This is a genomic window from Micromonospora sp. NPDC050695, assembly GCF_040654415.1.
Lineage (GTDB): Bacteria > Actinomycetota > Actinomycetes > Mycobacteriales > Micromonosporaceae > Micromonospora.
In genome coordinates this window covers 23,941-45,541 of sequence record NZ_JBFAHZ010000027.1, presented here as the reverse complement: position 1 = coordinate 45,541, position 21,601 = coordinate 23,941, and the positions used below count along the sequence as shown (strand labels likewise).

Below are 21,601 nucleotides of genomic sequence, written 5' to 3'. Positions count from 1 at the left end.
GGGTGGGGCGATCGCATGAGCCGCTCTTCCACGCCGGGCTCCCCGGCCGGCCGCCCGGGCGCACCCGCAGGTCACCGTGCGCAGTCGTTCGACTACGCCGAAGGTGACGACGAGGTGGCCCTCGACCCCGCGCTGGTGACCTCGCCCGGGCACGGGGCGGTCGGCGTCTTCCAAGCACCCCGGCCGGTGTCCCGACGTACGCCGCCCGCCGAGCCCACCGCGGTGACGGCCGGCGAGAACGCCGACATCGACTCACCCTTCCTGGACCTGTTCGGTGGCGCGCGCCCCGGCGCTGCACGAGCCGTGACCGCGGGGCCGGCCACCCGCGAACAGCCGGCGATCCCGCAGCAACCACCCGCTGCCGCGCCGACTCCGGCCCGTCCGGCTCCCGAGCTGGAGCCACCGTGGACGCCCGACGACCGGCCCACCAGCGCCCGGCGGCCCGTCGAACCACGATGGGCGGACGCCCACCCGGGCAGCGAGTCCCGGGTGCCGCATCAGGCGGGTGACCGACTGCCACCGCTGCACCCCGCCAACGACCCTGCGCCGACCGCCGGAGGCGCGTCCGCGTCGACCGCCGGCCCGGCGACCCGGGCACCCGGCACCCGGCCCGTCGAACGACCACCCGCCCCGGCGGACCGGCCGGCGGTGGACCGGCCGGCGGTGGACCGGGCAGCAGCGCCGGCGGCCCGCACCGCCCCGGCGGCCCGGCCGACTCTGGAGGGTGCGCCGCACCGCACGGCCGCCCCGGAGCGGCCCAGGGAGGCCGGCAAAGAGGTCGCCGCGCCACGGCAGCGCACCGCGAGCCGGCAGGACCGGCCCGTCCGACCGACCCGGGTACGCGCCCCGAAGATCAAATTTGGGGATCGGGACCCGTCGGTCGAACTGGCCATCACCGAGATCGCCGGCCACCTCACCTTCACCCCGAACACCGTCACCGCCTGGTACTGGCTGCCCGAGGTGCGGTGGGCGTTCCGCCCGGACGCCGAACGCGAGGCGCTGCTGTCGGCGATCTCCGAGCAGTACGCCGGCCTGGCCGGCTTCCGACTGCACCTGCGCCGCACCACCCGACCGTTCCCCGCCGACGAGTGGGCGCGCACCATCGACGCGCACACCGCGTCGCCGCTGCCCGACGTACCCGGCACGGCCGGATGGGCCGACCACCTGGTCGCCGCCCAGCGGCACCTGATGGCCGTCAACCACGCCGAAGGACAGACCTACCTGGGCGTCACCTTCGCCCGCCGGTCCCTCGGTGACTCGCTCACCGAGCGGCTGCTGCGCACCTTCGGCCGGGGCACCGCCGACGGCGAACGCCGCAAGCTGGGCCGCACCGTGGAGCAGTTCGACGAGGTGCTCGGCGCGTTCGGCATGCGCGGCCGGCGGGTCACCGCACAGGAGCTGGAGTGGCTGCTCTACCGCTCGGTGGCGCTGTGCATGGCACCCCCGGGCACGCTCTCCCCGGTGACCGACGGCCGGTGGGAACGCGGCGACCTGCTGGCTCTCACCGAACAGGTCGAGCGCTACCGCACCCCGTACGGCTCCACGGTGAAGCTGGTCAACCGGATGACCGGCGAGGAACGGCACGTCGCCGTACTCGCCGTCGGTCGGATGGAACCGCTGGAGATCCCGGAACGACACGAGCCCTGGCTGCACTTCCACGAGCGACTGCCCTGGCCCATGGAAATCTCCACCCGGGTCGACATCCTCGGCTCCGGCGACTCGTTCCGCAATCTCGAACACCGACTGCGGATGATCCGCTCACAGCAGCTCGACTACGCCGAGCACGGCATCGACGCACCCCCGGAGCTGGAACGGCTCGCCAAGCGGGCGCTGGTGATCGGCGACGAGATGACCACCGGGCTGCCCGTCGACTCGGCCCGCGCACACGGCTGGCACCGGATCGCGGTCGGCGGCCGGACGAGGGAGGAATGCATGGAGCGGGCCCGCCGCCTCATCCAGCTCTACTCCCGCGAGTTGCGCATCTCGCTCCAGCATCCGAAGAACCAGGACTGGCTGGCCCGCGAGTTCATCCCCGGCGAGCCGATCGCCAACACCGGGTACGTCCGCCGGATGCCGGTACCGCTGCTCGCCGCCGCCCTCCCGCAGGCCGCGTCCAACGTGGGCGACCGGCGGGGCGACCTGATCGGCCGGACCGCCGGCACCTGCCGCCGCCCGGTCTTCCTCGACCTGCACTTCCCCATGGAGGTCCGGGAACGCTCCGGGCTCGCGGTCTTCGTCGCCGAGCCAGGAGGCGGCAAGTCGACCCTGCTCGGCGCACTGGGCTACCTGGCCGCCCGACGGGGCGTCCAGGTGACCCTGCTCGACCCGTCTGGCCCACTGGCCCGACTCTGCGCCATGCCCGAACTGCGGCCGTACTCCCGGGTGTTGAACCTGACCGGCTCGGAGCACGGCACGCTCGCGCCCTACTCACTCATCCCGACACCGCTGCGCAGCGAGTTCGGCGTGGGTGCGGCCGGTGACCGGGAGTTCGAGATCGCGGTCTCCAACGCCCGCGCCGAACGACGCATGCTCGTCCAGGACATCTGCATGATGCTGGTGCCACCGCAGGTGGCCCGGGAGGCGTCCACCGCCACCCTGTTCCGGCACGCCGTCCGCCAGGTCCCCGCCGAGGAGACCTCCACCCTGGACGACGTGGTCAGCTGCCTCGGGCGCCTCGACGACGACGCCGGCAAGGAACTGGCCAACCTGCTGCTCGACACGGCCGAGATGCCGCTGGCCATGCTCTTCTTCGGCCGGCCACCGGAAGGGCTGCTCGGGGCCGACGCGGCGCTCACCGTGATCACCATGGCCGGGCTGCGGCTGCCCGACCTGAAGATCGAGCGCGAGTACTGGTCCGCCGAGGAAGCCCTCGCCCTGCCGATGCTGCACACCGCACACCGGCTCGCCGTCCGCCGCTGCTACGGCGGGTCGATGTCGTCACGCAAACTCGTGGGCCTGGACGAGGCGCACTTCATGGAGGGCTGGCGCTCCGGCCGGTCGTTCCTGGTCCGACTCGCCCGAGACTCCCGCAAGTGGAACCTCGCCGCCCTGGTCGCCTCGCAGAACCCCCGCGACATCCTCGGCCTCGACGTACAGAACCTGGTCTCCACCGTCTTCGTCGGCCGCATCGCCGAAGACGCAGAGATCGCCTCCGAAGCACTACGGCTGCTGCGGGTGCCGGTCGACGACGGATACGAGGCCACCCTGGCCTCCCTCTCCGCCGCCGACACCAGCTCGGCCAACCGGCTCGGCTTCCGCGAGTTCGTGATGCGCGACGTCGACGGCCGGGTGCAGAAGGTCCGCGTCGACGTCTCGTACGTCGACGGGCTGCTGGACCACCTCGACACGACGCCCGCCGCGATCGCCGCAGCGGCCGGAGTGCTACCGAGCATCCCCCTGCCGGATCTGGAGGCGTGACATGGCGAGGGCCCGGGCAAGGATCACGTCGTTCCTGCTCGCCCTCGGCGTACTGGCCGGGGCAAGCCTCACCTGGCCGCTGATCGGTGCGGAGGCGGCTGCCGCCGCACCACCCGTCGCGCAGGCCCGCGCCGACCTCTGCACGACCCCGGAATGGCAGGCCGACTTCCAGGCCTGCGTGGCAAAGCTCCAAGCCGTCAGCGAGGACGAGGTCAAGTGCCGCAACGCACCGACCCCGGGTACCCCGGATTCCGGGCTCGCCGGCTGGTTCGCTGCCGCACCACCTGCAGAGACTGCGAACGGGATATCTGGTCGGTACAGCCTCTACGGATACGCGGGCTACAGCTACAACACCTACGACATTGAGGGTGGATGCGCATCGAGCGTGCTGCATCCGGACTACAAGTTCACCACCACGATCGCCAATGGCGAGTTCATGGCCGCCACGGCAATCATCGGTGCCTCGAACGCACTCCGAGAACGAGCTTGGGACCCCGGCTCGATGTGGGGATGGGCTGACCCGCTGGTAGACAAGGCAACCAAGGCCGTTTACGAGAAGGTCTTCAGCGTCTTCGGCATCGTCACGCTTTGCGTGGTCGGACTTTACCTCCTCTGGAGATCTCGCCAGTCGGACATGAGTAATGCCATGACCACCGCAGGTTGGGCGTTGTTCGTTATGGTTGCGGTCACGGCGTTGGCTGCATGGCCGGTCAAATCGGCAAACATCGCTGACAGCGCACTCGTGACAAGCCTTGGCGTGGTACACGACGCAGTGGGACCGCAGGCGAAGGAACCGGCACCGGATCGCTGCATCGATCCGGACCGTTGTAAAGATCTTAGAACCCCTGCCGTCCGAGCCAGCGACACCGCAACCGAAACCATGCTCTACCGAAACTGGCTCCGAGGCATGCTGGGTTCAGCGGATAGCGAGACCGCACGGAAGTACGGCCCGGCGCTTTACGACGCACGTTCGCTGACGTGGGGCGAAGCTCAATCGATGCGCGCCAACCCGGCCACGCGCCCGGCGGTTATCAAGACGAAGCAGCAGCAGTGGGCGCGGGTGGCTCAGCAGATCAAGACTGAGGACCCGGAGGCGTACGAGTACCTCCAAGGCGTGCGCGACATGGACCGGGTGGGCGCGGGATTCATCGCGGTTCTGGCCTCGGTGCTCTTCGCCATGTTCGACCTGACCGCGTCGGTGCTGGTTCTGCTGGGCTTCCTGATCTTCCGGTGGGCAGTGATCGCGGCACCCATCCTGGGCACCGTCGGGCTTCTTCGGCCAGCCAGCGCAGGGCTGCGGCGACTGGCGAACGCGGTGGTCGCTGCAGTCTTCAACATTGCCATCTTCGGTACTGGCGCTGCCATCTACCTGTTCGCGGTCGACCTGATCATGAGCACACCCGCGCTGCCGGGCTGGCTCCAGGTGGTGCTGGTCTGGCTCTGCGGGGTGGTCGGCTGGCTGCTGCTGAGGCCGTACCGACGGATCACCCAACTCGGCGGCAAGGACAGCAGCGAGGCGGTCAGCTCGGCTGGCTCCTGGCATCGTCGGTTCTTCCGCGACATGCGGGTCGCGGCGCGCCTTGACGTGGTGGAGCCCGGCGGCACCGCGGAACCCGTCGGCGGTCGGCGCCGGTCACCAGTTGCCGAGCAGACCCGGCTACGGCCGGAGGCGCGGCACGAGGATCCGACCTCGACCTCGCCGGCCCCTGTGGCTGGCGGCCGCACCGACGCCGGGCGACCGGACGGTCGTGAACGCGTGGACGAGGCGCCCGCGCAGGAGTCCGGCGGTCGACGTGGTGCGGTGCCGCCGCAACCCCGCCGGCGACAGCCGGCGACCTGGACCGAGCCGGACGTGCCCGCTGAGAACCCGTCGTTCGTGGTGTACCGACCGGGGTCCACCGAGCGTGCACCCGACCGCACCGGACCGCGGGTGCGCTCCGAGGCACGGTGACGGCGATGCGACGGGCACTCGAGTTTCTTTTCACCCGGGCGCTACGTTCCCGGCTGGGGGTGGCGCTGGTCATCGCGGTGCTCATCTCCGGCGTGATCGGAGCGGCCCGCCTCGTTGCTGGCCCGGGCGACTCCGGAGACGGGTTGAGTAGTCGACCGAACCGGCCGATCACCACCGTCGACCCGACGGCCGGCGACGACGGTATGCTCTCCACCGAGGCGCCACCATCGCCGGTGACCCGGTCCGGCGCCCGCACACCCGAGCAGACCGCCGAGCAGTTCGCTGCCGCCTGGCTCGGCCGCCCCGGAATGACCGCCGAAGAGTGGCAGGCCGGGATGCGACCGCTCTCCACTCCAACGCTGACCGAGAAGTTGTCCGGCGCCGAGCCCGAGACCGTGCCCGCCGAGAAGGTCATGGGATCCCCGACCATGCGGGAGCGGACCGAGACGTTCGTGGAGATGCTGCTTCCCCTCGACGCCGGGCAGCTTCGGCTGGAACTGGTCGCCTCCGATGGAGGATGGCTGGTCGACGTGGTGGACTGGGAGAGGCCGTGATCAGCGCTGGTAGTGCCGCCACCCGCCGTCGGCCCCTCCGACTCGGCGTGATCGCCGCAACTCTCACCGGTCTGCTGCTCCTGCTGTGCTGCACCGGAGGAACTGCGGCGTTCTTCCTCACCGGCCTCGGCGGCGACGACGCGAAGGACGGGAACGATCAGGCGAGCCTGGAGTGTGGGCCGATCCGTTCGGTGAGCATTACGGGCGAACTACCGCGGTTCATCGAGTATGGCGACGCACAGATCCGCAACGCCGCAATCATCATCAAGGTCGGCCAAGACATGAAGGTGCCGTCTCGTGGCTGGGTGATCGCCCTGGCCACAGCGATGCAGGAGTCCGCCCTACGCAATCTGGCGAACAGTAAGGTACCTGCGTCGCTGGCCCTGCCACACGAGGGCGTCGGTGCCGACCACGACTCGCTGGGCCTGTTCCAGCAACGGCCAGGGTGGGGCACAGTCGCCCAACGGATGACACCCGCGTACACCGCTCGGAAGTTCTACGAGAAGCTCGTCAAGGTGCGGACCTGGCAGCATCAACCGCTGACCGCGGTGGCACAGCGAGTTCAGATCAGCGCCTATCCGGATGCGTACGCCAAGCACGAGGAGGTGTCCAGCCGAATCGTGAACGCATTGGCCGGCGGCGCAGCTCGCACCGTCGAGATCAACGGTAAGGCGGTGTGCAACGCGGCCGAACGCGGCCAGATCGCCGCCTCCGGCTGGACCGCACCGGTACCCGGCAACGTCGTCTCCGGCTTCCGTACCGCCAGCCGACCCGGCCATGACGGTGCCGACATTGGTGTGGCCAAGGGCACCGAGATCCGCGCCGCAGCGGCCGGCCGCGTGCTGACCGCCAAATGCGACCCGGACCATCGCGGCCGAGAGGACTGCAACGTGGACGGATACCCTGACAAGGGCGGCTGCGGCTGGTTCGTCGATCTGCTGCACGCCGGCGGCTACGTCACGCGCTACTGCCACATGGTGGTCCAGCCCCGCGTCAAGAAGGGACAGATGGTTGCGGCCGGCGAAGTGATAGGCCAGGTAGGCAGCAGCGGCAATTCATCCGGCCCGCACCTGCACTTCGAGGTGCACCTGCGCAACGACCGCAACCCCTCCGGTGCCGTGAACCCGGTGCCGTTCATGCGCGATCGGGGCGCTCCGCTGCGCCGTCCGGCGTGAGGCCACCGCAGGCATGACCGGACCGCTGCCAGACCCGTTCGCCGACCAGCCCGACTGGGCACCCCAGCCACCCCGCCCACTGTCCATCGTCCCTGCCACCGACCGGGTGGAGTTGCGGGGACGGCGGGTGCTGGTCGGGCTGCCCGGGCTGGGCTGGCGGGGTGACCTGCGGGCAGACGACCGGGTGGTGCAGGGCGCCCGCACCTACGTGCCGGTGATTCCCGAACACGAGTGGTACCGGGCAGAGGCCGAGCAGGTCGAGGTGTTCGCGCCGCTGGTTCCGGTGGAGCGGGTCTGGGTGGAGACCGTCAGTGAGCGGCCAGGACCGGGTGGCGCCCGGACCAGCGGCCTCCGGCTGGTCTCGCTGGACGGCCCGGCACACCCGTCCCCCACACCCGTCTTCGAGGCGGACGCGGTGACAGGGCGGCGGGTGGTGCACGTCGAGGGCGCGCGGGAGCACCGTGACCTGCGGGCGGTCACCGAAACCTACTCGGGAGCCGAGGGAGACATCTGCGTCCGGATCACGCAGGAGGTGGAGTGGTACCGCTGGGCCTGGCGCGGCCAGTCACCCACCACCCTGGAGGTCCCGGTGCATCTGCTGTGGATCGAGTGAGTTTTAGCTGACTCGGGTGGCGGCACACACACGCCAACCTTCGCGCTCTTTTACATCGAATCGCCAAGTGTCAGCCAAGCTTTGTTGAATTCCGTCGATTGAAGCGCTCCGCCGGATGACCGCGCTGACAGAAGCGTCCCTGGCACCGACGTCCGAAACGGCGACATTCTCGATGTTAATTGAGAAGGAAACGCCTAGCTCTTGCTCTCGTCGTGAAATCTGGGTGCCGAAATCATCTAACGCGGGCACCGATCCGTCGCATGTATACAGTTTTGCCCTGTTGGGGTCACGTGAGACTAGTGCAGCTTGCAGGTAGCTGACCACCGCGACATCAGGGGAGCTGCGGTCCGGCGAGGAGGCGCGGTCGTACAGCACGTAACCGGTGAGGCCGGCGCCGACGGCGAGCAGGGCGAGCACTCCGGCGACCACGGTGAACACGGTCCGCATTCGGCGGCGCGGCGGTTGAGATGCCGGCGCGGCCGGGGCCGGCGGCAGCTGTTCGGACGGCGTCCGCTGGGCCGGTACGCGGGAGACCTGGGAACCGGCGGGGGGCTGCACTGATTCCACCTCCTGACGTTATCGGCTGGACGCCCCGGAGCCAATGCCTCAGATCCAGCGGATCGTGACGGACCCCTCCCCACCGGTGAGATCCCCGACAACACCGGCGCACCGCCGCGGCACCTCCCGTAGGAGCGGCCTCGGCTGGGATACCGTCTCTGCTCGGGGAGGGGTTGCCAACCTCGGCTTGAGGGGGTGGACGCGGTGGCCGGTCTGAGGGCTCGCACGAACCGCGCCGCAGCTCTGCACCGCCGGGCTGCCGCCGTGGCGACGTCTGCGGCCGGCATCCTCGACGAGACCCGACCGGCTCCTGCCGATCAGCGCCGCCAGTACGAGGCGGCCGATCGGCTTCGGGTGGTCGCGGCGCGGCTGGCTCCGGGTTGGTCGGGGGCTGCCCTGGATTCGCTGACGGTGGACTCTCCGGCGGGCGACGGGCCGCCGCTCTTCGTCCGGGTCGGTACGGCGGCGCCGTTGGATGATGCCCGCTTTCCGGCGCTGGTGCCTCTTGTCGGCACGGGTCATCTGAGTGTGGACGTCGACGCGCGGGAGCCTCGGGTGGCGGGGCTGCTCCGGGCCGTGCTGTTGAGGTCGCTGGGTGCGGCGCCGGCTGGTTCGCTGCTGGTTCGTGCGGTGGATGTCACGGGCGCTGTGCTCGCCCCGTTCGGGGCGCTCGCTGATGCCGGCCTGTTGCCGCCGCCGGCGGTGGACGTGGCGGGTCTGCGGGCGGTGTTGACGGAGGCGGAGCAGTGGGTGACTCCGGGGGCGAGTGGGCGGCGGCGTCACGACCGTACGTTGCTGTTGGTGGTTGCCGCGCTGCCGGAGCTGACCGGGTCGACGGATCTGGCGCGGATCGAGGCGTTGGCCGAGCAGGGGCCGACGGCCGGGCTGCACCTGGTGGTGGCCGGTTGGCCGCCTGCCGGCCCGTACGCGGCTCGGGCACCGCTGCCGCACGCGACGGCTCTGGCGCTGCGTAACGCGTACGCGTTGCTCGGTGATCCGCCGGGGGCGTCCTTCGCGGGTCCGGGTGCGGAGGCACCGGGTGGGTTGAATTCGCCGGTCTTCGTCGAGGCGGATCCTCCGGCCGATCTGGTGGACGCGGTGTGTCGGCGGCTCGCCGCGCAGGTGGAGGCGGGTTCCCGGCTGGGCCTGTCGGAGCTGCTACCGCCGACGGGTGACCGCCTCTGGGAGTCGGACCGGGCGAACGGGTTGACGACCACGGTCGGTGACGCCGGGGGGCGGGCGGTGCCGTTGGGTTTCACCGAGTTGACGCCGCACTGGTTGGTGAGCGGCCGGTCCGGTGAGGCCCGGGCGGCGTTCCTGACCACCGCGTTGCTCGGTCTGGCGGCCCGGTACGGCCCGGACGACCTGGCGCTCCACCTGGTGGATCTCGGCGACGGTGAGTCCTTCGTTGAGTTCCTGCAGACCGAACGGGACCGGTCCTGGATTCCGCAGGTGCGGGCGGCCGCGATGGCCGCCGACCGGGAGTACGTCCGGGATCTGCTCGACGAGTTGACGGCCGAGGTGCGGCGTCGGGCGGAGGCGGGTGGGCGGGCCGGTGGGCAGCGCTTCGCGGAGCTGCGCGAGCACCGGCCGCTGCCCCGGATCGTCTGCGTGGTGGACAATGTGCCGCTGCTCTTCGCCGAACGGGACCGGCTGGCCGCCGAGGTGGCCGCCCAGTTGGACGGGCTGGCGCGGGCCGGTCGGGCGTGGGGTGTGCATCTGGTGCTGGCCGGCGCGGGTGAGTTGGGGTTGTCCGCCCGCGCGGACGCCGGGCACCGGGATTCGGTGCTGGGGCAGTTCCCGGTGCGGGTGGCACTGCCGGGTGGCAGCCCGGTGCTGGAGCCGACCAATGACTCGGCCGCCGGTCTGCCGGTGGGCAGCGCGGTGGTGAACACGGCTGGCGGACTCGGCGGCCCGCGCGGCGCGACCCGGGGTCACGAGCGGTTGATCCGGCATCCGGACCCGCAGGACCACCCGGAGGTGGTGGAGCGGCTGCGACACGAGCTGTGGGAGGCCCGGCCGGCGGGTTCGGTGCCACCGGTGGTGTTCGCCGGGTACGCCCGACCGCTGCTGGGCAATGATCCGCGCTACCGGGCGGCGTCGGCCGGGCAGGCGCACGGGCCGGCGGCTCTGCTGGGGCGGGCGGTGGACGTGGCCCGCTCGACGGTCGCCGTACCGCTGGGGCCGGCTGCGGGACGCAACCTCGCGGTGCTGGGGTCGGGGCCGGCGGCGGGCGGGCTGCTCGCGACGGCGGCCCGCAGCACGGCCGTCCATCATCCGCCGGGCACGGCCCGGTTCCTGGTGGCGGCACCGGATCCGGGTGCCCGGCCGCTGGCGGAGGCGTTGACCGCCGAGCTGGCCGCCCGCCATCCGGCCAGCATGGTGGACCTGCCGACGTTGCTCACGGACGTGGACGCTGACCTGCCGACCTATCTGGTGGTCTTCGGGTTGGACCGGCCGGGGCCGCGGGAGTTGCCGGTGGACCAGCTGCGCGCGCTGCTGCGCGACGGGCCGCCGGCCGGTCGACACCTGTTGGGCTGGTGGCGGGCGGTGCCGCCGTTCGCCGCGCTGTTGGAGCCGGACGGCGAGGTGAACAAGGTGGCGGCCGTGGCGGTGGTGGACGTGCCGGCCGCGCAGCTCTCCGCGGTCTTCGGCCGGCCGGTGGAGTGGCGGGGCCGCCCCGATCGGGCGGTGCTCTGGGACGGTCCGGACGAGCGGGGCACGGTTCTGGTGCCGTTCGCTGACGAGGCCGGGTGATCCGGCGGTGGACGCGGAGGGTGTGGGTGTGGGTCCGAACGCGACGGTGACCGGGCCGGGGCGGCAGCGTACCGCCGGGCCCGACGCGGAACCCACGACGGCCTGGTCGGAGTACCTCGCCGCGGCCCGCCAGCTGGATGGGGTACGCCGCGGCGCGGCGGCTGCCGCCGGTGAGCAGGCCCGGTCGGCGGAGGCTGCTCGGGAGGAGCTGACGCTGGTCCGGACCGGGCTGGCGAGTCAGCAGGAACGGCTGCGGGAGTTGGGCGTACCGGCGATCTCGTTGGTGCCGTCGCCGCCGGAGCTGTCCGAGGCGGCCCGGTCGATGGCGGGCGGCCCGGCGGCCGTGTTGGCTTCGCTGCGGACGGCGCGGGGGTGGGCCGAGGGTGCGGACGCGGCGCTCGCCGCGCGCCGCCGGCTCCGCCCGGGGTCCTGGCCCGCCCGGGTGCGCAATCTGCTGGTGTACGGGCCGCTGGCACTGCTCGTGCCGCTGATCCAGATCGTGGTGTACGCGGCGACCGGGACGGGTCCGGCGAGCGTGGCCGCGGTGATCTGTGGGCTGCCGATGCCGGCGGTCGCCTTCGCCGTCGCCTGGCTGGGTGTCGGACGGGTGTTCCGGCCCGACCCGGGTGAGCGTCTGGACCGTACGGTGCGCTTCGGCGCGCTGGTCTGCCTGGTGCCGGCGGTGCTGGTCACGGCCGGTCTGTCGCTGGCCCTGCTGGCCGGCTGACCGACGGCGGGGTGTGCGTACGGGACGGCCGGCCGCCCTGGTGGGGACGGCCGGCCGGGTTCGGTCGAACGGTCAGCGGGGGATGATCAGCGCCATCGCCTCGGCCCGTGACTTGGAGTCCGATTGCAGGAGTCCGCGTACGGCCGACGTGATGGTCTTCGCACCGGACTTCTGGATGCCGCGCATCGCCATGCACATGTGCTCGCATTCCAGCACGACGACGACGCCGCGCGGGGCGAGCTTGCTCATGAGCAGGTCGGCGACCTGCGAGGTGAGCCGCTCCTGCACCTGGGGGCGGCGGGCGAACACCTCGACCAGCCGGGCCAGCTTGGACAGGCCGGTGATCCGCCCGTCCGGGCCGGGGATGTAGCCGATGTGCGCGCTGCCCCGGAACGGCAGCAGGTGGTGTTCGCAGAGGCTCATCACGTCGATGTCCCGCACGATCACCAGCTCTTCGTGGTTGGCCTCGAAGGTGGTGCTGAGCACCTGGGCCGGGTCGACCCGGAGGCCGGCGAAGAGTTCGGCGTACGCGCGGGCCACCCGGGCGGGTGTCTGCTGGAGTCCGTCGCGGTCGGGGTCCTCGCCGACCGCGATGAGGATCTCCCGGACCGCCTTCTCGATGCGGCCCAGGTCGACGGCGTCCTCGATCGGTCGGCCGGTCAGCCTGCCGCTGATCAGCCGGGCGGCCACGTAGTCGAGCCCGTCGTCGCCGTCGGGCTCGGTCGCGGAGACGGCCAGCTCCCGGTGGGGGGAACTGGCCGTCGGGTCGTTGCTCAGTGCGTACCGTCCGAGTTGTTGAACGGCGCCCCACCACCGACGGACGCCTGCGCGCCGTCGGCCTGGGCCTGTGCCTTGAGCTTGTCCTTCTCCGCGGGGGTGAGCACGGGCGGCTCGGTGGAGGGCTGGCGCTTGCCGAAGCCGTTGTACGGCGCCAGCGGCGGGCGCTTGACCACCCGGGAGCAGATCCGCGCCATGTCGGCCGTGGAGAGGGTCTCCTTCTCCATCAGCTCGAGCACGATGTTGTCCAGGACGTCCCGGTATTCGACCAGGATCTCCCAGGCCTCGTCGTGCGCCAGCTCGACCAGCGCCCGCATCTCGCCGTCGATCTCGGCGGCCACCGAGTCCGAGTAGTCCCGCTCGTGGCCCATGTTGCGGCCGAGGAACGGCTCGTCCCCGCTGGTGCCGTACTTGATCGCACCGAGCTTGGAGCTCATGCCGTACTGGGTGATCATCGCGCGGGCCAGTTGGGTGGCCTTCTCGATGTCGTTGCCGGCACCGGTGGTGGGCTCGTGGAAGACCAGTTCCTCGGCGGCCCGGCCGCCCAGCGCGTACGCCAGGGTGTCGATCATCTCGGCGCGGGTCTGGGTGTACTTGTCTTCGGTCGGGAGCACCAGGGTGTGGCCCAGCGAGCGACCACGGGACAGGATCGTCACCTTGTGCACCGGAGCGGCGTGCGGCAGCGCCCAGGCGACCAGCGCGTGCCCACCCTCGTGGTACGCGGTGATCTTCTTTTCCTGGTCGCTCATCACCCGGGTCCGTCGCTGCGGACCGGCGATCACCCGGTCGATCGACTCTTCCAGCGAGTCGTTGGTGATCGCCCGCTGGTCCTTGCGGGCGGTGAGTAGAGCCGACTCGTTGATCACGTTGGCCAGGTCGGCGCCGCTGAAGCCCGGGGTACGCCGGGCCACCGAGTCGAGGTCGACGTCGGGCGTGAACGGCTTGCCCTTGGCGTGCACCCGCAGGATGGCCTTGCGGCCCTCCATGTCGGGGGCGTCCACCGGAATCTGCCGGTCGAACCGGCCCGGGCGCAGCAGCGCCGGGTCGAGGATGTCCGGTCGGTTGGTGGCCGCGATCAGGATGACGCCGCCCTTGGTGTCGAAGCCGTCCATCTCGACGAGCAACTGGTTGAGCGTCTGCTCGCGCTCGTCGTGGCCGCCACCCATGCCGGCGCCACGGTGTCGACCGACGGCGTCGATCTCGTCGACGAAGACGATCGCCGGGGCGTTCGCCTTGGCCTGCTCGAAGAGGTCACGGACCCGGCTGGCGCCGACGCCGACGAACATCTCCACGAAGTCGGAGCCGGAGATGGAGTAGAACGGCACCCCGGCCTCGCCGGCGACCGCGCGGGCCAGCAGCGTCTTACCGGTACCGGGCGGGCCGAACAGCAGCACGCCCTTCGGGATCTTGGCTCCGAGGGCCTGGTACTTCGCCGGGTTCTGCAGGAAGTCCTTGATCTCGTGCAGTTCCTCGACGGCCTCCTCGGCGCCCGCGACGTCCGCGAAGGTCGTCTTCGGGGTGTCCTTGGTGATCATCTTCGCCTTGGACTTGCCGAAGTTGAGCACCCGGGAGCCGCCGCCCTGCATCTGCGACATGAAGAACAGCAGCAAAAGCACGAGCAGCGCGATGGGCAGCAGGTTGATGAGCAGGCTCATCCAGATGCTGTCCGACGAGACCTTGGCGTCGGCCGGGCCGGTGACCCGGTTCGCCGCCTTGGCCGCCAGCACCTCGTTCCAGACCTCGTCGCCCACCTGGTACGGGAACTGGGCCTCGATCTTGTTGGTGGTGGTCTCGCCGAACTTCGTCTTCTGGGCCAGGTCGAGCTGGAGCGTCTGCTCCTTGTCCTGGAAGACGACCTTATTGATCTTGGCGGTGTGCAGCTGGTCGAGCGCAACGGAAGTGTCCACGCGGTGGTAGCTGGGACCAGCGGTGAACAGCTGACTGAGCACAACGGCGCCGAGGATGACCAGGATGATCCAGACCACCGGTCGGCGGAAGAAACGCGTACGTTCCATACTGTTGTCGAGCGCCGGGGCGCCCGCATCCTCCTGATCGACGTCCTGACCGTCTGATGGTGTCGCCGCGGTGTGCGGCGGCCGGAGCCGCCGTGCGGGCCGGCCTCGACCCCGAGGCGCGCAACTGCCGCGCCGCGGTCATTCGACGGTACACCGTGTACGCGAGGAGTGAGCTTGCGAGCCCCGCACTTCGCGCACCTTCGACATCGACGGCGCACACCGTGGGCAGGCCCGCCAGCCCCGCACCGACGTACGGCGGGTCCGGGCGAAAACCGGCGTGGCGGGGAGTCCGTCCCGGCCACCCGAACGCCCGGTCACGCGGTCGAGGGAGCCGGACGCGGAGTTACATTCCGCGCCACCGGGCTCCACGGTAACCGCAACAACTGAGAGCCCGCTGAACGTCGGCTTGACGGATACCGATACGAGTTGGCCTCACACCGTCTGCCGGCGGCCACGGCATGCCGTCAGGAGCGGGCGTAGACCTCGGGCTTGAGCACCCCGACGTACGGCAGCTCCCGGTAACGCTCGCCGAAGTCCAGGCCGTACCCGACGACGAACTCGGTGGGGATGTCGAAGCCGACGTACTTCACCGGCACCGGCACCTTGACCGCGTCCGGCTTGCGAAAGAGCGCGACGACCTCGACGCTCGCCGCCGAGCGGGACTCCAGGTAGCGCAGCAGCCAGGACAGCGTCAGGCCGGAGTCGACGATGTCCTCGACGACCACGACGTGCCGACCGGCGATGTCCCGGTCGAGGTCCTTGAGGATGCGCACCACGCCGGAGGAGGTGGTGCCCTGGCCGTAGGAAGAGATGGCCATGAAGTCGAGTTCGGCCGGGGGGCCGTTGCGGCCCAACGCCCGGGCGAAGTCCGCCATGAACATCACCGCGCCCTTGAGCACGCAGACCAGCAGCAGTCCGTCGCCCACGTGGGCGTAGTCGGCGGAGACCTGCTTGGCCAGTTCCGCCGTCTTCTCGCGGATCTGCGCCTCGGAGATGATCACGTGGTCGATGTCGGCGTCGTACCAGGAGCCGTCAGCCATGACTCCTAGCCTGCCGTACGTCGGATGGCCTCCGTCGGCGGGGCCGCACCTTTTGGCGCGGTCCCGCCCGGGATTTTTCGTCGCATAAGCCGCTAACACCTCAGCTCGTACGTGACCGCCAGCGGCGGCCGTCCTCGCTGGGCTTCCAGTCGGCCGAATCGTGACTGTCGGCGGTGAGGCCGGTCGCCGAGGCGGCGACGAGCAGGACGAGGAACAGGAGGAAGAGCAGGAACTCCATGGCGGCGCTCACTTTCGCATGGTTGCTGTCGGTTTCGCCGCCGGTGCGCACCGGACTGACACCAGTCTGCGACCCCTCGCGCCGACCGGACAGTGGCAGTGATGCCACTGGGCATCGATTTACTGCCACCTCTGGGGTTACCCTCGTCACATGCTCCGCAACGTCGCCGTCCTCGTCCTCGACCAGGTCGCTCCGTTCGAGCTCGGCGTGCTCGCCGAGGTGTTCGGCACCGACCGGACGGTCGACGGTTTCCCCGGCTACCGCTTCCAGCTGTGCAGCCCGGACGGCGCGGCCGTCCGTACCTCCTCCGGCTTCCACCTCACCCCGCACGCCGACCTCGGCCCGGTGGAGGACGCCGACCTGGTGGCCGTCCCCGCGCACACGCAGGGCACCGTCGTTCCGGGCCCGGTGCTCGACGCGCTGCGCCGCGCCGACGCCCGCGGCGCGCACCTGTTCAGCGTCTGCTCCGGCGCCTTCCTGCTCGGCGAGGCGGGGCTGCTCGACGACCGGGAGTGCACCACCCACTGGCGGTACGTCGACGAGCTGCAACGCCGTCATCCCCGCGCCCGGGTGCGCTGCAACTCCCTCTACGTCCAGGACGGGCGGCTGCTCACCAGCGCCGGCACCGCGGCCGGTATCGACGCCTGCCTGCACCTGATCCGACAGGAGCACGGCTCGGCCACCGCGACCCGCCTGGCCCGGCGGATGGTGGTCCCGCCGCACCGCGACGGGGGCCAGTCACAGTACGTCGAGGCGCCGATCCCGAAGGTGCCCGAGGCACCCACCCTGGAGCCGGTGCTGGAGTGGCTGATGGGACACCTCGACCGGACGATCACCGTGGAGGAGCTGGCCGCCCGCGCCGGCATGGCTCCCCGCACGTTCGCCCGCCGGTTCCGCGCCGAAACCGGCACCACCCCGCACGACTGGCTCACCAACCAGCGGGTGCTGCTCGCCCGACGGCTGCTCGAGGAGACGCCGCTGAGCGTGGAGGAGGTCGCCGACCAGGCCGGCTTCGGCGACGCGGCGGCGCTGCGGCACCACTTCAGCCGCCGGGTCGGTGCCACCCCGCACAGCTACCGGACCACCTTCCGGGACCGGACACACAGCGTCTGAGGTCAGTCCGGGCTCACCGGAGCGAGCCGGTCGGCGCGGCGGAGCACCCGGACCCCCCCGGGCAGATCGGCCGGCCCCTGACCGTGCCAGTCGGTGATCAACGCGTCCAGCGCGGCGACGTGCCGATGGGACAGGGCACCCGGCAGGGCGCCCAGCTCACGCGCCCAGGCGTGCAGCACCCGGCCGCGTACGGCGGGGGCGAGGATGGTCAACGCCGGCACCGCGAGCCCACCCTCGGGATGCCGGGCCGCCGTCAGCGCCGTCTCCGCCAGCTCGTCGAGGGCGGCGTTGTCGGCCGCCACCAGCAGGGCCGTGCGCGCGAGGTTGTCCAGCACGCCGGGCCCGAGCGCCCGCACCAGAGCTGGCAGCACGTCGGCCCGCACCCGGGACCGGGCGTACGACGGGTCGGTGTTGTGCGGGTCCTGCCACGGCTGGAGCCCGAGCACGGCGCACGCGGCGCGGGTCTGCTCCCGGGCGATCCCCAGCAGCGGGCGCAGCAGTGGCACACCGGACAGGTCCCGCCGGGCCGGCATCCCGGCCAGCCCGCGCGGGCCGGCACCGCGGGCGAGCGCGAGCAGCACGGTCTCCGCCTGATCGTCACGGGTGTGCCCGGTGAGCACGGCGACCGCGTCATGTTGCCGGGACACCTCGGTCAACGCCTGGTACCGGGCCTCCCGGGCGGCCGCCTCCGGCCCTCCCGGGCGGCCGGCCACCTCGACGCGGACGGCCTGCACGAGCGGGAAGCCGGCGTCACGGGCCCAGGTCGCCACCTCGGCGGCCCGCTGCGCGGAACCGGCCTGCAGGCCGTGGTCGACGGTCACCAGGCCGGCGGCCAAGCCGAGCCGGGGCGCCACGAACACGGCGGCCGCCGCCAGGGCGAGCGAGTCGGCGCCACCGGAGCAGGCGACCAGCACCGGCCCTCCGGTCGGCAGACCGATCAGGGCGCGGCGAACCGCCACCCGGATCGCGGCCACCGGCGGGGCGAGCGCAGCCACCGGAGGGCGGGTCAGCCGGCGGCCGGGATGGTGCCGGCCGGGCCGTGCACCCGGGCCACCCAGGCATCCGGGTCAGCCAGCTCGGACAGCCGGGGCAGGGTCAGCGGCGAGTTGAAGATCGAGTTGAAGCCGTCCATGCCGACCCGCTCGACCACGCCGTGCACGAACTTGCGACCCTCGGCGTACTGACGCATCTTCACGTCCACCCCGAGCAGGCGACGGATCGCCTTCTCCAGCGGATTGCCCGCCTCGCGACGCCGGTTGAACGACGCCCGGATCCGCTCCACGCTCGGGATCACCTGCGGGCCGACGCCGTCCATCACGAACTCGGCGTGGCCCTCCAGCAGCGTCATCAGCGCGGTCAGCCGATCCAGCACGGCCCGCTGCGCCGGAGTCTGCACGATGTCCAGCACGCTGGTCCGGCTCTCCGGGTCGCGGACCGCCTCGGACAGGGTCGCGACGCCGCGTCGCAGCCGCTCGGTCAGGTGCTCGCCGCCGCTGGACGAGGCGTCCACGAAAGCCTGCACCTCGCTGAGGAAGTACGCCCGCATCCACGGCACCGCGGTGAACTGGGTGCGGTGGGTGACCTCGTGCAGGCAGACCCAGAGCCGGAAGTCCCGCGGGTCGGCGCCAAGCTTGCGCTCCACCTCGACGATGTTCGGTGCGACCAGCAGCAACTGGCCGGGGTCGGCGGAGAAGACCTCGTACTGGCCGAGCACCCGGCCGGACAGGTAGGCCAGCACGGTGCCGGCCTGGACCCCGGTCAGCCGGGACCCGATCGCCTCGGTCAACGCGCCGGGCGGCTTCTCGCCGGAGAGCCGACTGACCAGCGGGGTGATCACCTCACGCAGGCCGGCGATGTTCGCGGCGGCCCAGTCCCGGCGGTCGACCACCCGGACCGGCGGATGCGCCACCTGCGCCCGCAGCCCCGTGTAGTCGGCCACGTGCCCGGCCGCCTCGTCGGTCAGCCGTCGCAGATCGCCCACCACGTCGGTGGCCTCGGTGTACGACACCCGGGGGCCCGACTTGCTCAACGCCCCCGCGGTGGCGGCGGCCAGATCCCAGTCCACGAACTGCGCCATGGACCCACCGTACCCGCGCCGCGACACCCCGGCCCGGGCTCGCGTCGGCTATCGACGACGGTCGCCGCCCAGCGGGTGGCCGGGGACCGCATCCGGGGCGGTCAGCCGCAGCCGCAGCCGGCCAAGGCGGCGGCGATCCGGTCCAGTGCCGGTTGGGCGGTGTCCGTGCCGCCGGGCACCTTGTCGGTGAGCACCGCGAACGTGAGCAACCGGCCGTCAGCCGTGGTGACCAGGCCGGCGATGGCGTGCACCCCGGTCAGCGTGCCGGTCTTGGCCCGCACGGCACCCGCCCCGGCCGCCGTGCCGGGCGCACCGCGGTAACGGTCGTCCAGGGTGCCGGACCAGCCGGCGACCGGCAGGCCCCCGAACACACCGGCGAGTTCCGGATGGTCCGTGCTGGCGGCCAGTCGGATGAGGTCGGTCAGCAGCGACGGGCTGATCCGGTTGTTGCGGGACAGGCCGCTGCCGTCGGAGAGCGTGATCTCCTCGGCGGGCAGCCCCAGCTCGGCCAACTCGGCGTCCATCGCCGCGGCGGCTCCGTCGAACGAGGCCGGCCGGTTGCGGGCCAGCGCCACCTGCCGGGCGAGCGCCTCGGCGACCAGGTTGTCACTCTGACTGATCATGATGTCGACCAACCGGATCAGCGGCGGGGACTGCACCACGCCCAGCTCGGTGCCGGGTGCCGGGGCGCCACCGGCCGCGGTCGGCGCCGGAGCGGTGCCGCGCTTCACGGCGGAGGCCGGTACGCCCAGCAGCTTGGCGAACGACCGGCCGGCGGTCAGATCCGGCTCGGCGACCCGCACGGCGCCACCGCTGGCGGCACCCGGGTCCTTGCGCGCGCCGTTGGTCATCAACGCGGTCACCGCGCCGCCGTACCCGCCGGTGGGGATGTCGTCGTCCCAGCCCGGGCCGTAGACCGGGCCCGAGTAGACCGAACCGTCGACGATGACGCTGGTCGGGGCGGTGCCGCCGAGCGCCGTACGCACCTGGGCGGCCAGGTCGTCGAGGCGCGCGGCACCGGGGTAGTAGCCCTTCTTGTCGACCGCGAGCGTCGGGTCGCCGCCGCCGACGATCACCACCTCGCCGGGCTTCGCACCGGCCACCGCCCGGGTGGGGATCCGGTACCCGGGGCCACGGGCGGCCAGCACGGTCACCGCGGTCGCCAGCTTGGTCACCGAGGCGGGCACCGTGCCGTCGTCCGCTCCCTTGGCGAACAGCGTCTGGCCGGAGGTCACGTCGGCCACCGAGACGTTCACCCGGTCGCCCAGCGCGGCGGCACCCACCAGCGGGTCCAGCGCGGCGCGTACCCCGTCGGGGCTGGGCACCGGAGCGTTCGGGTCCGGACCGGCCAGCACGTCCGACGGGTCCGGTTCGGGGGTCGCGGCCGCAGCGGTGGGCGCGGACCCGGCGTCGTCGCCCAGCCATCCGGCGACCGGCCCGGGCCTGGTCACGACGACCCCGACGCCGGCGAGCACCAGCAGGACCACGAGGGCCAGCACCATCGGCAGCCGGCGCCGACGGGTCGGCGCGGCGGGTTCGGGCGCGGCGCCGGCGGGCGCGGGCAGCGCGGAGATCGGTGGGCCCAGCGGTGGGACGGCGTTCGGCGCGGCGGGCGCGTAGCCGGGCCGGGCCGGGCCGGTCGGGACGGTGGCGCTGCCGCGCGGCGCGCCGGTGGGTCGATCACCACCGGCGACCGGGAAACGGCCCGAGTTCGGTACGACCGGGGCCGAACCCGCAGGTGGATGCCAGGGCAGCGGAGCGGGACGCTCGGTCACCGGCTCCGGTGCCGACTGCGGCTCGGGAGCCCGCGGGAGGTGCGCGTCGGGCACCGGAACCCGCCCGGTGGCACCGCCGGCGCCGGATCGTCCGGTACCGCGCGCGACGCCCCCGTCCGGGCGGTAGTGTGAATCTTCCCTCCCCACGGCCCCCTCCTCCCCCAGCGAAAATTGGCTTGGGTGACACTACTTCGGTCCGAAGACTATGCGGCGGCCGGAGTCGGCGGGTGGGCATTCACCTGTCCGGAGGGCCGCCAGTGGTTCCGTTAGCCAGCGTGGGCAGACGAGGGAGCGTGCAGATGGATTTCGACGTGACGGTTGAGATCCCCAAGGGTCACCGGAACAAGTACGAGGTGGACCACAAGACCGGCCGGATCCGGCTGGACCGCACCCTGTTCACGTCTACCCAGTACCCGGCCGACTACGGGTTCATTGAGGAGACGCTGGGCGAGGACGGCGACCCGCTGGACGCGCTGGTGCTGGTCCCCGAGCCGACCTTCCCGGGTTGCCTGATCCGCTGCCGGACCATCGGCATGTTCCGGATGACCGACGAGAAGGGCGGCGACGACAAGGTCCTCTGCGTGCCCTACGAGGACCCCCGCCAGGAGCACCTGCGCGACATTCACCACCTGGGCGAGTTCGACCGCCTGGAGATCCAGCACTTCTTCGAGGTGTACAAGGACCTGGAGCCCGGCAAGTCGGTCGAGGGCGCCACCTGGGTCGGCCGCACCGAGGCCGAGGCCGAGATCCGGGCCTCCTACCAGCGGGCCAGGGACGCCGAGGCGCGTGGCGAGTCCACCCACTGACGAACGCT

17 protein-coding genes are annotated in these 21,601 nt (G+C 71.9%); 9 read left to right on the top strand and 8 right to left on the bottom strand.

Annotated elements, in window-relative coordinates:
• Positions 1 to 15: 15 nt before the first annotated feature.
• The 5 genes from AB0H52_RS20455 to AB0H52_RS20435 are packed head-to-tail and all read left to right on the top strand — an operon-like array spanning position 16 to position 7,710.
• Positions 16 to 3,417, top strand: coding sequence for an ATP-binding protein (locus tag AB0H52_RS20455; protein WP_357949263.1), 3,402 nt, complete (start codon positions 16 to 18; stop codon positions 3,415 to 3,417).
• Position 3,418: 1 nt separating this feature from the next.
• A complete protein-coding gene (locus AB0H52_RS20450; RefSeq protein WP_357949261.1) occupies positions 3,419 to 5,368 on the top strand; it encodes an MFS transporter in 1,950 nt (649 codons plus the stop codon).
• Positions 5,365 to 5,922, top strand: a complete 558-nt coding sequence (locus tag AB0H52_RS20445; RefSeq protein WP_357949258.1) for a hypothetical protein — start codon at positions 5,365 to 5,367, stop codon at positions 5,920 to 5,922. The genes AB0H52_RS20450 and AB0H52_RS20445 overlap by 4 nt, the downstream gene beginning before the upstream one ends.
• Positions 5,922 to 7,097 (top strand): M23 family metallopeptidase, encoded by a 1,176-nt coding sequence (locus AB0H52_RS20440; protein ID WP_357949296.1) that lies wholly within the window; start codon positions 5,922 to 5,924, stop codon positions 7,095 to 7,097. The genes AB0H52_RS20445 and AB0H52_RS20440 overlap by 1 nt, the downstream gene beginning before the upstream one ends.
• A 13-nt stretch (positions 7,098 to 7,110) precedes the next feature.
• Positions 7,111 to 7,710: a hypothetical protein gene (locus AB0H52_RS20435; protein WP_278125963.1), complete on the top strand. Its 600-nt coding sequence runs from the start codon at positions 7,111 to 7,113 to the stop codon at positions 7,708 to 7,710.
• 3 nt (positions 7,711 to 7,713) lie between these two features.
• On the opposite strand, the gene AB0H52_RS20430 is transcribed toward AB0H52_RS20435, so the two are convergent.
• On the bottom strand, positions 7,714 to 8,148 hold the full coding sequence (locus tag AB0H52_RS20430; protein WP_357949255.1) for a hypothetical protein: 435 nt from the start codon (positions 8,146 to 8,148) through the stop codon (positions 7,714 to 7,716).
• Between the two features lie 315 nt (positions 8,149 to 8,463).
• Between AB0H52_RS20430 and AB0H52_RS20425 the strand changes: the two genes are divergently transcribed.
• Together AB0H52_RS20425 and AB0H52_RS20420 are read left to right on the top strand one after the other, a co-directional pair.
• Positions 8,464 to 11,025, top strand: coding sequence for an FtsK/SpoIIIE domain-containing protein (locus tag AB0H52_RS20425; protein ID WP_151488064.1), 2,562 nt, complete (start codon positions 8,464 to 8,466; stop codon positions 11,023 to 11,025).
• A gap of 46 nt (positions 11,026 to 11,071) precedes the next feature.
• Positions 11,072 to 11,752 (top strand): hypothetical protein, encoded by a 681-nt coding sequence (locus AB0H52_RS20420; RefSeq protein WP_225854134.1) that lies wholly within the window; start codon positions 11,072 to 11,074, stop codon positions 11,750 to 11,752.
• 72 nt (positions 11,753 to 11,824) lie between these two features.
• Here the strand turns inward: AB0H52_RS20420 and folE are convergent, their stop codons facing one another.
• The 4 genes from folE to AB0H52_RS20400 form a co-directional block, all read right to left on the bottom strand.
• Positions 11,825 to 12,490, bottom strand: a complete 666-nt coding sequence (folE, locus tag AB0H52_RS20415; RefSeq protein ID WP_151488062.1) for a GTP cyclohydrolase I FolE — start codon at positions 12,488 to 12,490, stop codon at positions 11,825 to 11,827.
• A gap of 35 nt (positions 12,491 to 12,525) precedes the next feature.
• Positions 12,526 to 14,544 (bottom strand): ATP-dependent zinc metalloprotease FtsH, encoded by a 2,019-nt coding sequence (gene ftsH / locus AB0H52_RS20410; RefSeq protein ID WP_151488061.1) that lies wholly within the window; start codon positions 14,542 to 14,544, stop codon positions 12,526 to 12,528.
• Positions 14,545 to 15,008: 464 nt separating this feature from the next.
• Positions 15,009 to 15,584, bottom strand: a complete 576-nt coding sequence (hpt, locus tag AB0H52_RS20405) for a hypoxanthine phosphoribosyltransferase (RefSeq protein WP_030328005.1) — start codon at positions 15,582 to 15,584, stop codon at positions 15,009 to 15,011.
• Positions 15,585 to 15,684: 100 nt separating this feature from the next.
• Positions 15,685 to 15,834, bottom strand: coding sequence for a hypothetical protein (locus AB0H52_RS20400; protein WP_192580118.1), 150 nt, complete (start codon positions 15,832 to 15,834; stop codon positions 15,685 to 15,687).
• A gap of 138 nt (positions 15,835 to 15,972) precedes the next feature.
• Between AB0H52_RS20400 and AB0H52_RS20395 the strand changes: the two genes are divergently transcribed.
• On the top strand, positions 15,973 to 16,935 hold the full coding sequence (locus AB0H52_RS20395) for a helix-turn-helix domain-containing protein (protein ID WP_151488060.1): 963 nt from the start codon (positions 15,973 to 15,975) through the stop codon (positions 16,933 to 16,935).
• Positions 16,936 to 16,937: 2 nt separating this feature from the next.
• Here AB0H52_RS20395 and tilS read toward each other — a convergent pair whose 3' ends face one another.
• The 3 genes from tilS to dacB form a co-directional block, all read right to left on the bottom strand.
• Positions 16,938 to 17,930, bottom strand: coding sequence for a tRNA lysidine(34) synthetase TilS (gene tilS / locus AB0H52_RS20390; protein ID WP_151488059.1), 993 nt, complete (start codon positions 17,928 to 17,930; stop codon positions 16,938 to 16,940).
• 11 nt (positions 17,931 to 17,941) lie between these two features.
• Entirely contained in the window at positions 17,942 to 19,012 is a 1,071-nt protein-coding gene (locus tag AB0H52_RS20385) for a zinc-dependent metalloprotease (RefSeq protein ID WP_151488058.1), read from the bottom strand.
• Between the two features lie 101 nt (positions 19,013 to 19,113).
• On the bottom strand, positions 19,114 to 20,514 hold the full coding sequence (gene dacB, locus AB0H52_RS20380) for a D-alanyl-D-alanine carboxypeptidase/D-alanyl-D-alanine-endopeptidase (protein ID WP_192580117.1): 1,401 nt from the start codon (positions 20,512 to 20,514) through the stop codon (positions 19,114 to 19,116).
• Positions 20,515 to 21,086: 572 nt separating this feature from the next.
• On the opposite strand from dacB, the gene AB0H52_RS20375 reads away from it, so the two are divergent.
• Complete coding sequence (locus AB0H52_RS20375; protein ID WP_039907066.1) at positions 21,087 to 21,593, top strand: inorganic diphosphatase; 507 nt, start codon at positions 21,087 to 21,089, stop codon at positions 21,591 to 21,593.
• Positions 21,594 to 21,601 lie beyond the last annotated feature (8 nt).

Bases quoted from the DNA above. Each gene is read 5' to 3' on its own strand.
- AB0H52_RS20455 (WP_357949263.1), top strand. From the start codon at position 16: ATGAGCCGCTCTTCCACGCCGGGCTCCCCGGCCGGCCGCCCGGGCGCA.
- AB0H52_RS20450 (WP_357949261.1), top strand. From the start codon at position 3,419: ATGGCGAGGGCCCGGGCAAGGATCACGTCGTTCCTGCTCGCCCTCGGC.
- AB0H52_RS20435 (WP_278125963.1), top strand. From the start codon at position 7,111: ATGACCGGACCGCTGCCAGACCCGTTCGCCGACCAGCCCGACTGGGCA.
- ftsH (WP_151488061.1), bottom strand. From the start codon at position 14,544: ATGGAACGTACGCGTTTCTTCCGCCGACCGGTGGTCTGGATCATCCTG.
- hpt (WP_030328005.1), bottom strand. From the start codon at position 15,584: ATGGCTGACGGCTCCTGGTACGACGCCGACATCGACCACGTGATCATC.
- AB0H52_RS20395 (WP_151488060.1), top strand. From the start codon at position 15,973: ATGCTCCGCAACGTCGCCGTCCTCGTCCTCGACCAGGTCGCTCCGTTC.
- AB0H52_RS20385 (WP_151488058.1), bottom strand. From the start codon at position 19,012: ATGGCGCAGTTCGTGGACTGGGATCTGGCCGCCGCCACCGCGGGGGCG.
- dacB (WP_192580117.1), bottom strand. From the start codon at position 20,514: ATGGTGCTGGCCCTCGTGGTCCTGCTGGTGCTCGCCGGCGTCGGGGTC.
- AB0H52_RS20375 (WP_039907066.1), top strand. From the start codon at position 21,087: ATGGATTTCGACGTGACGGTTGAGATCCCCAAGGGTCACCGGAACAAG.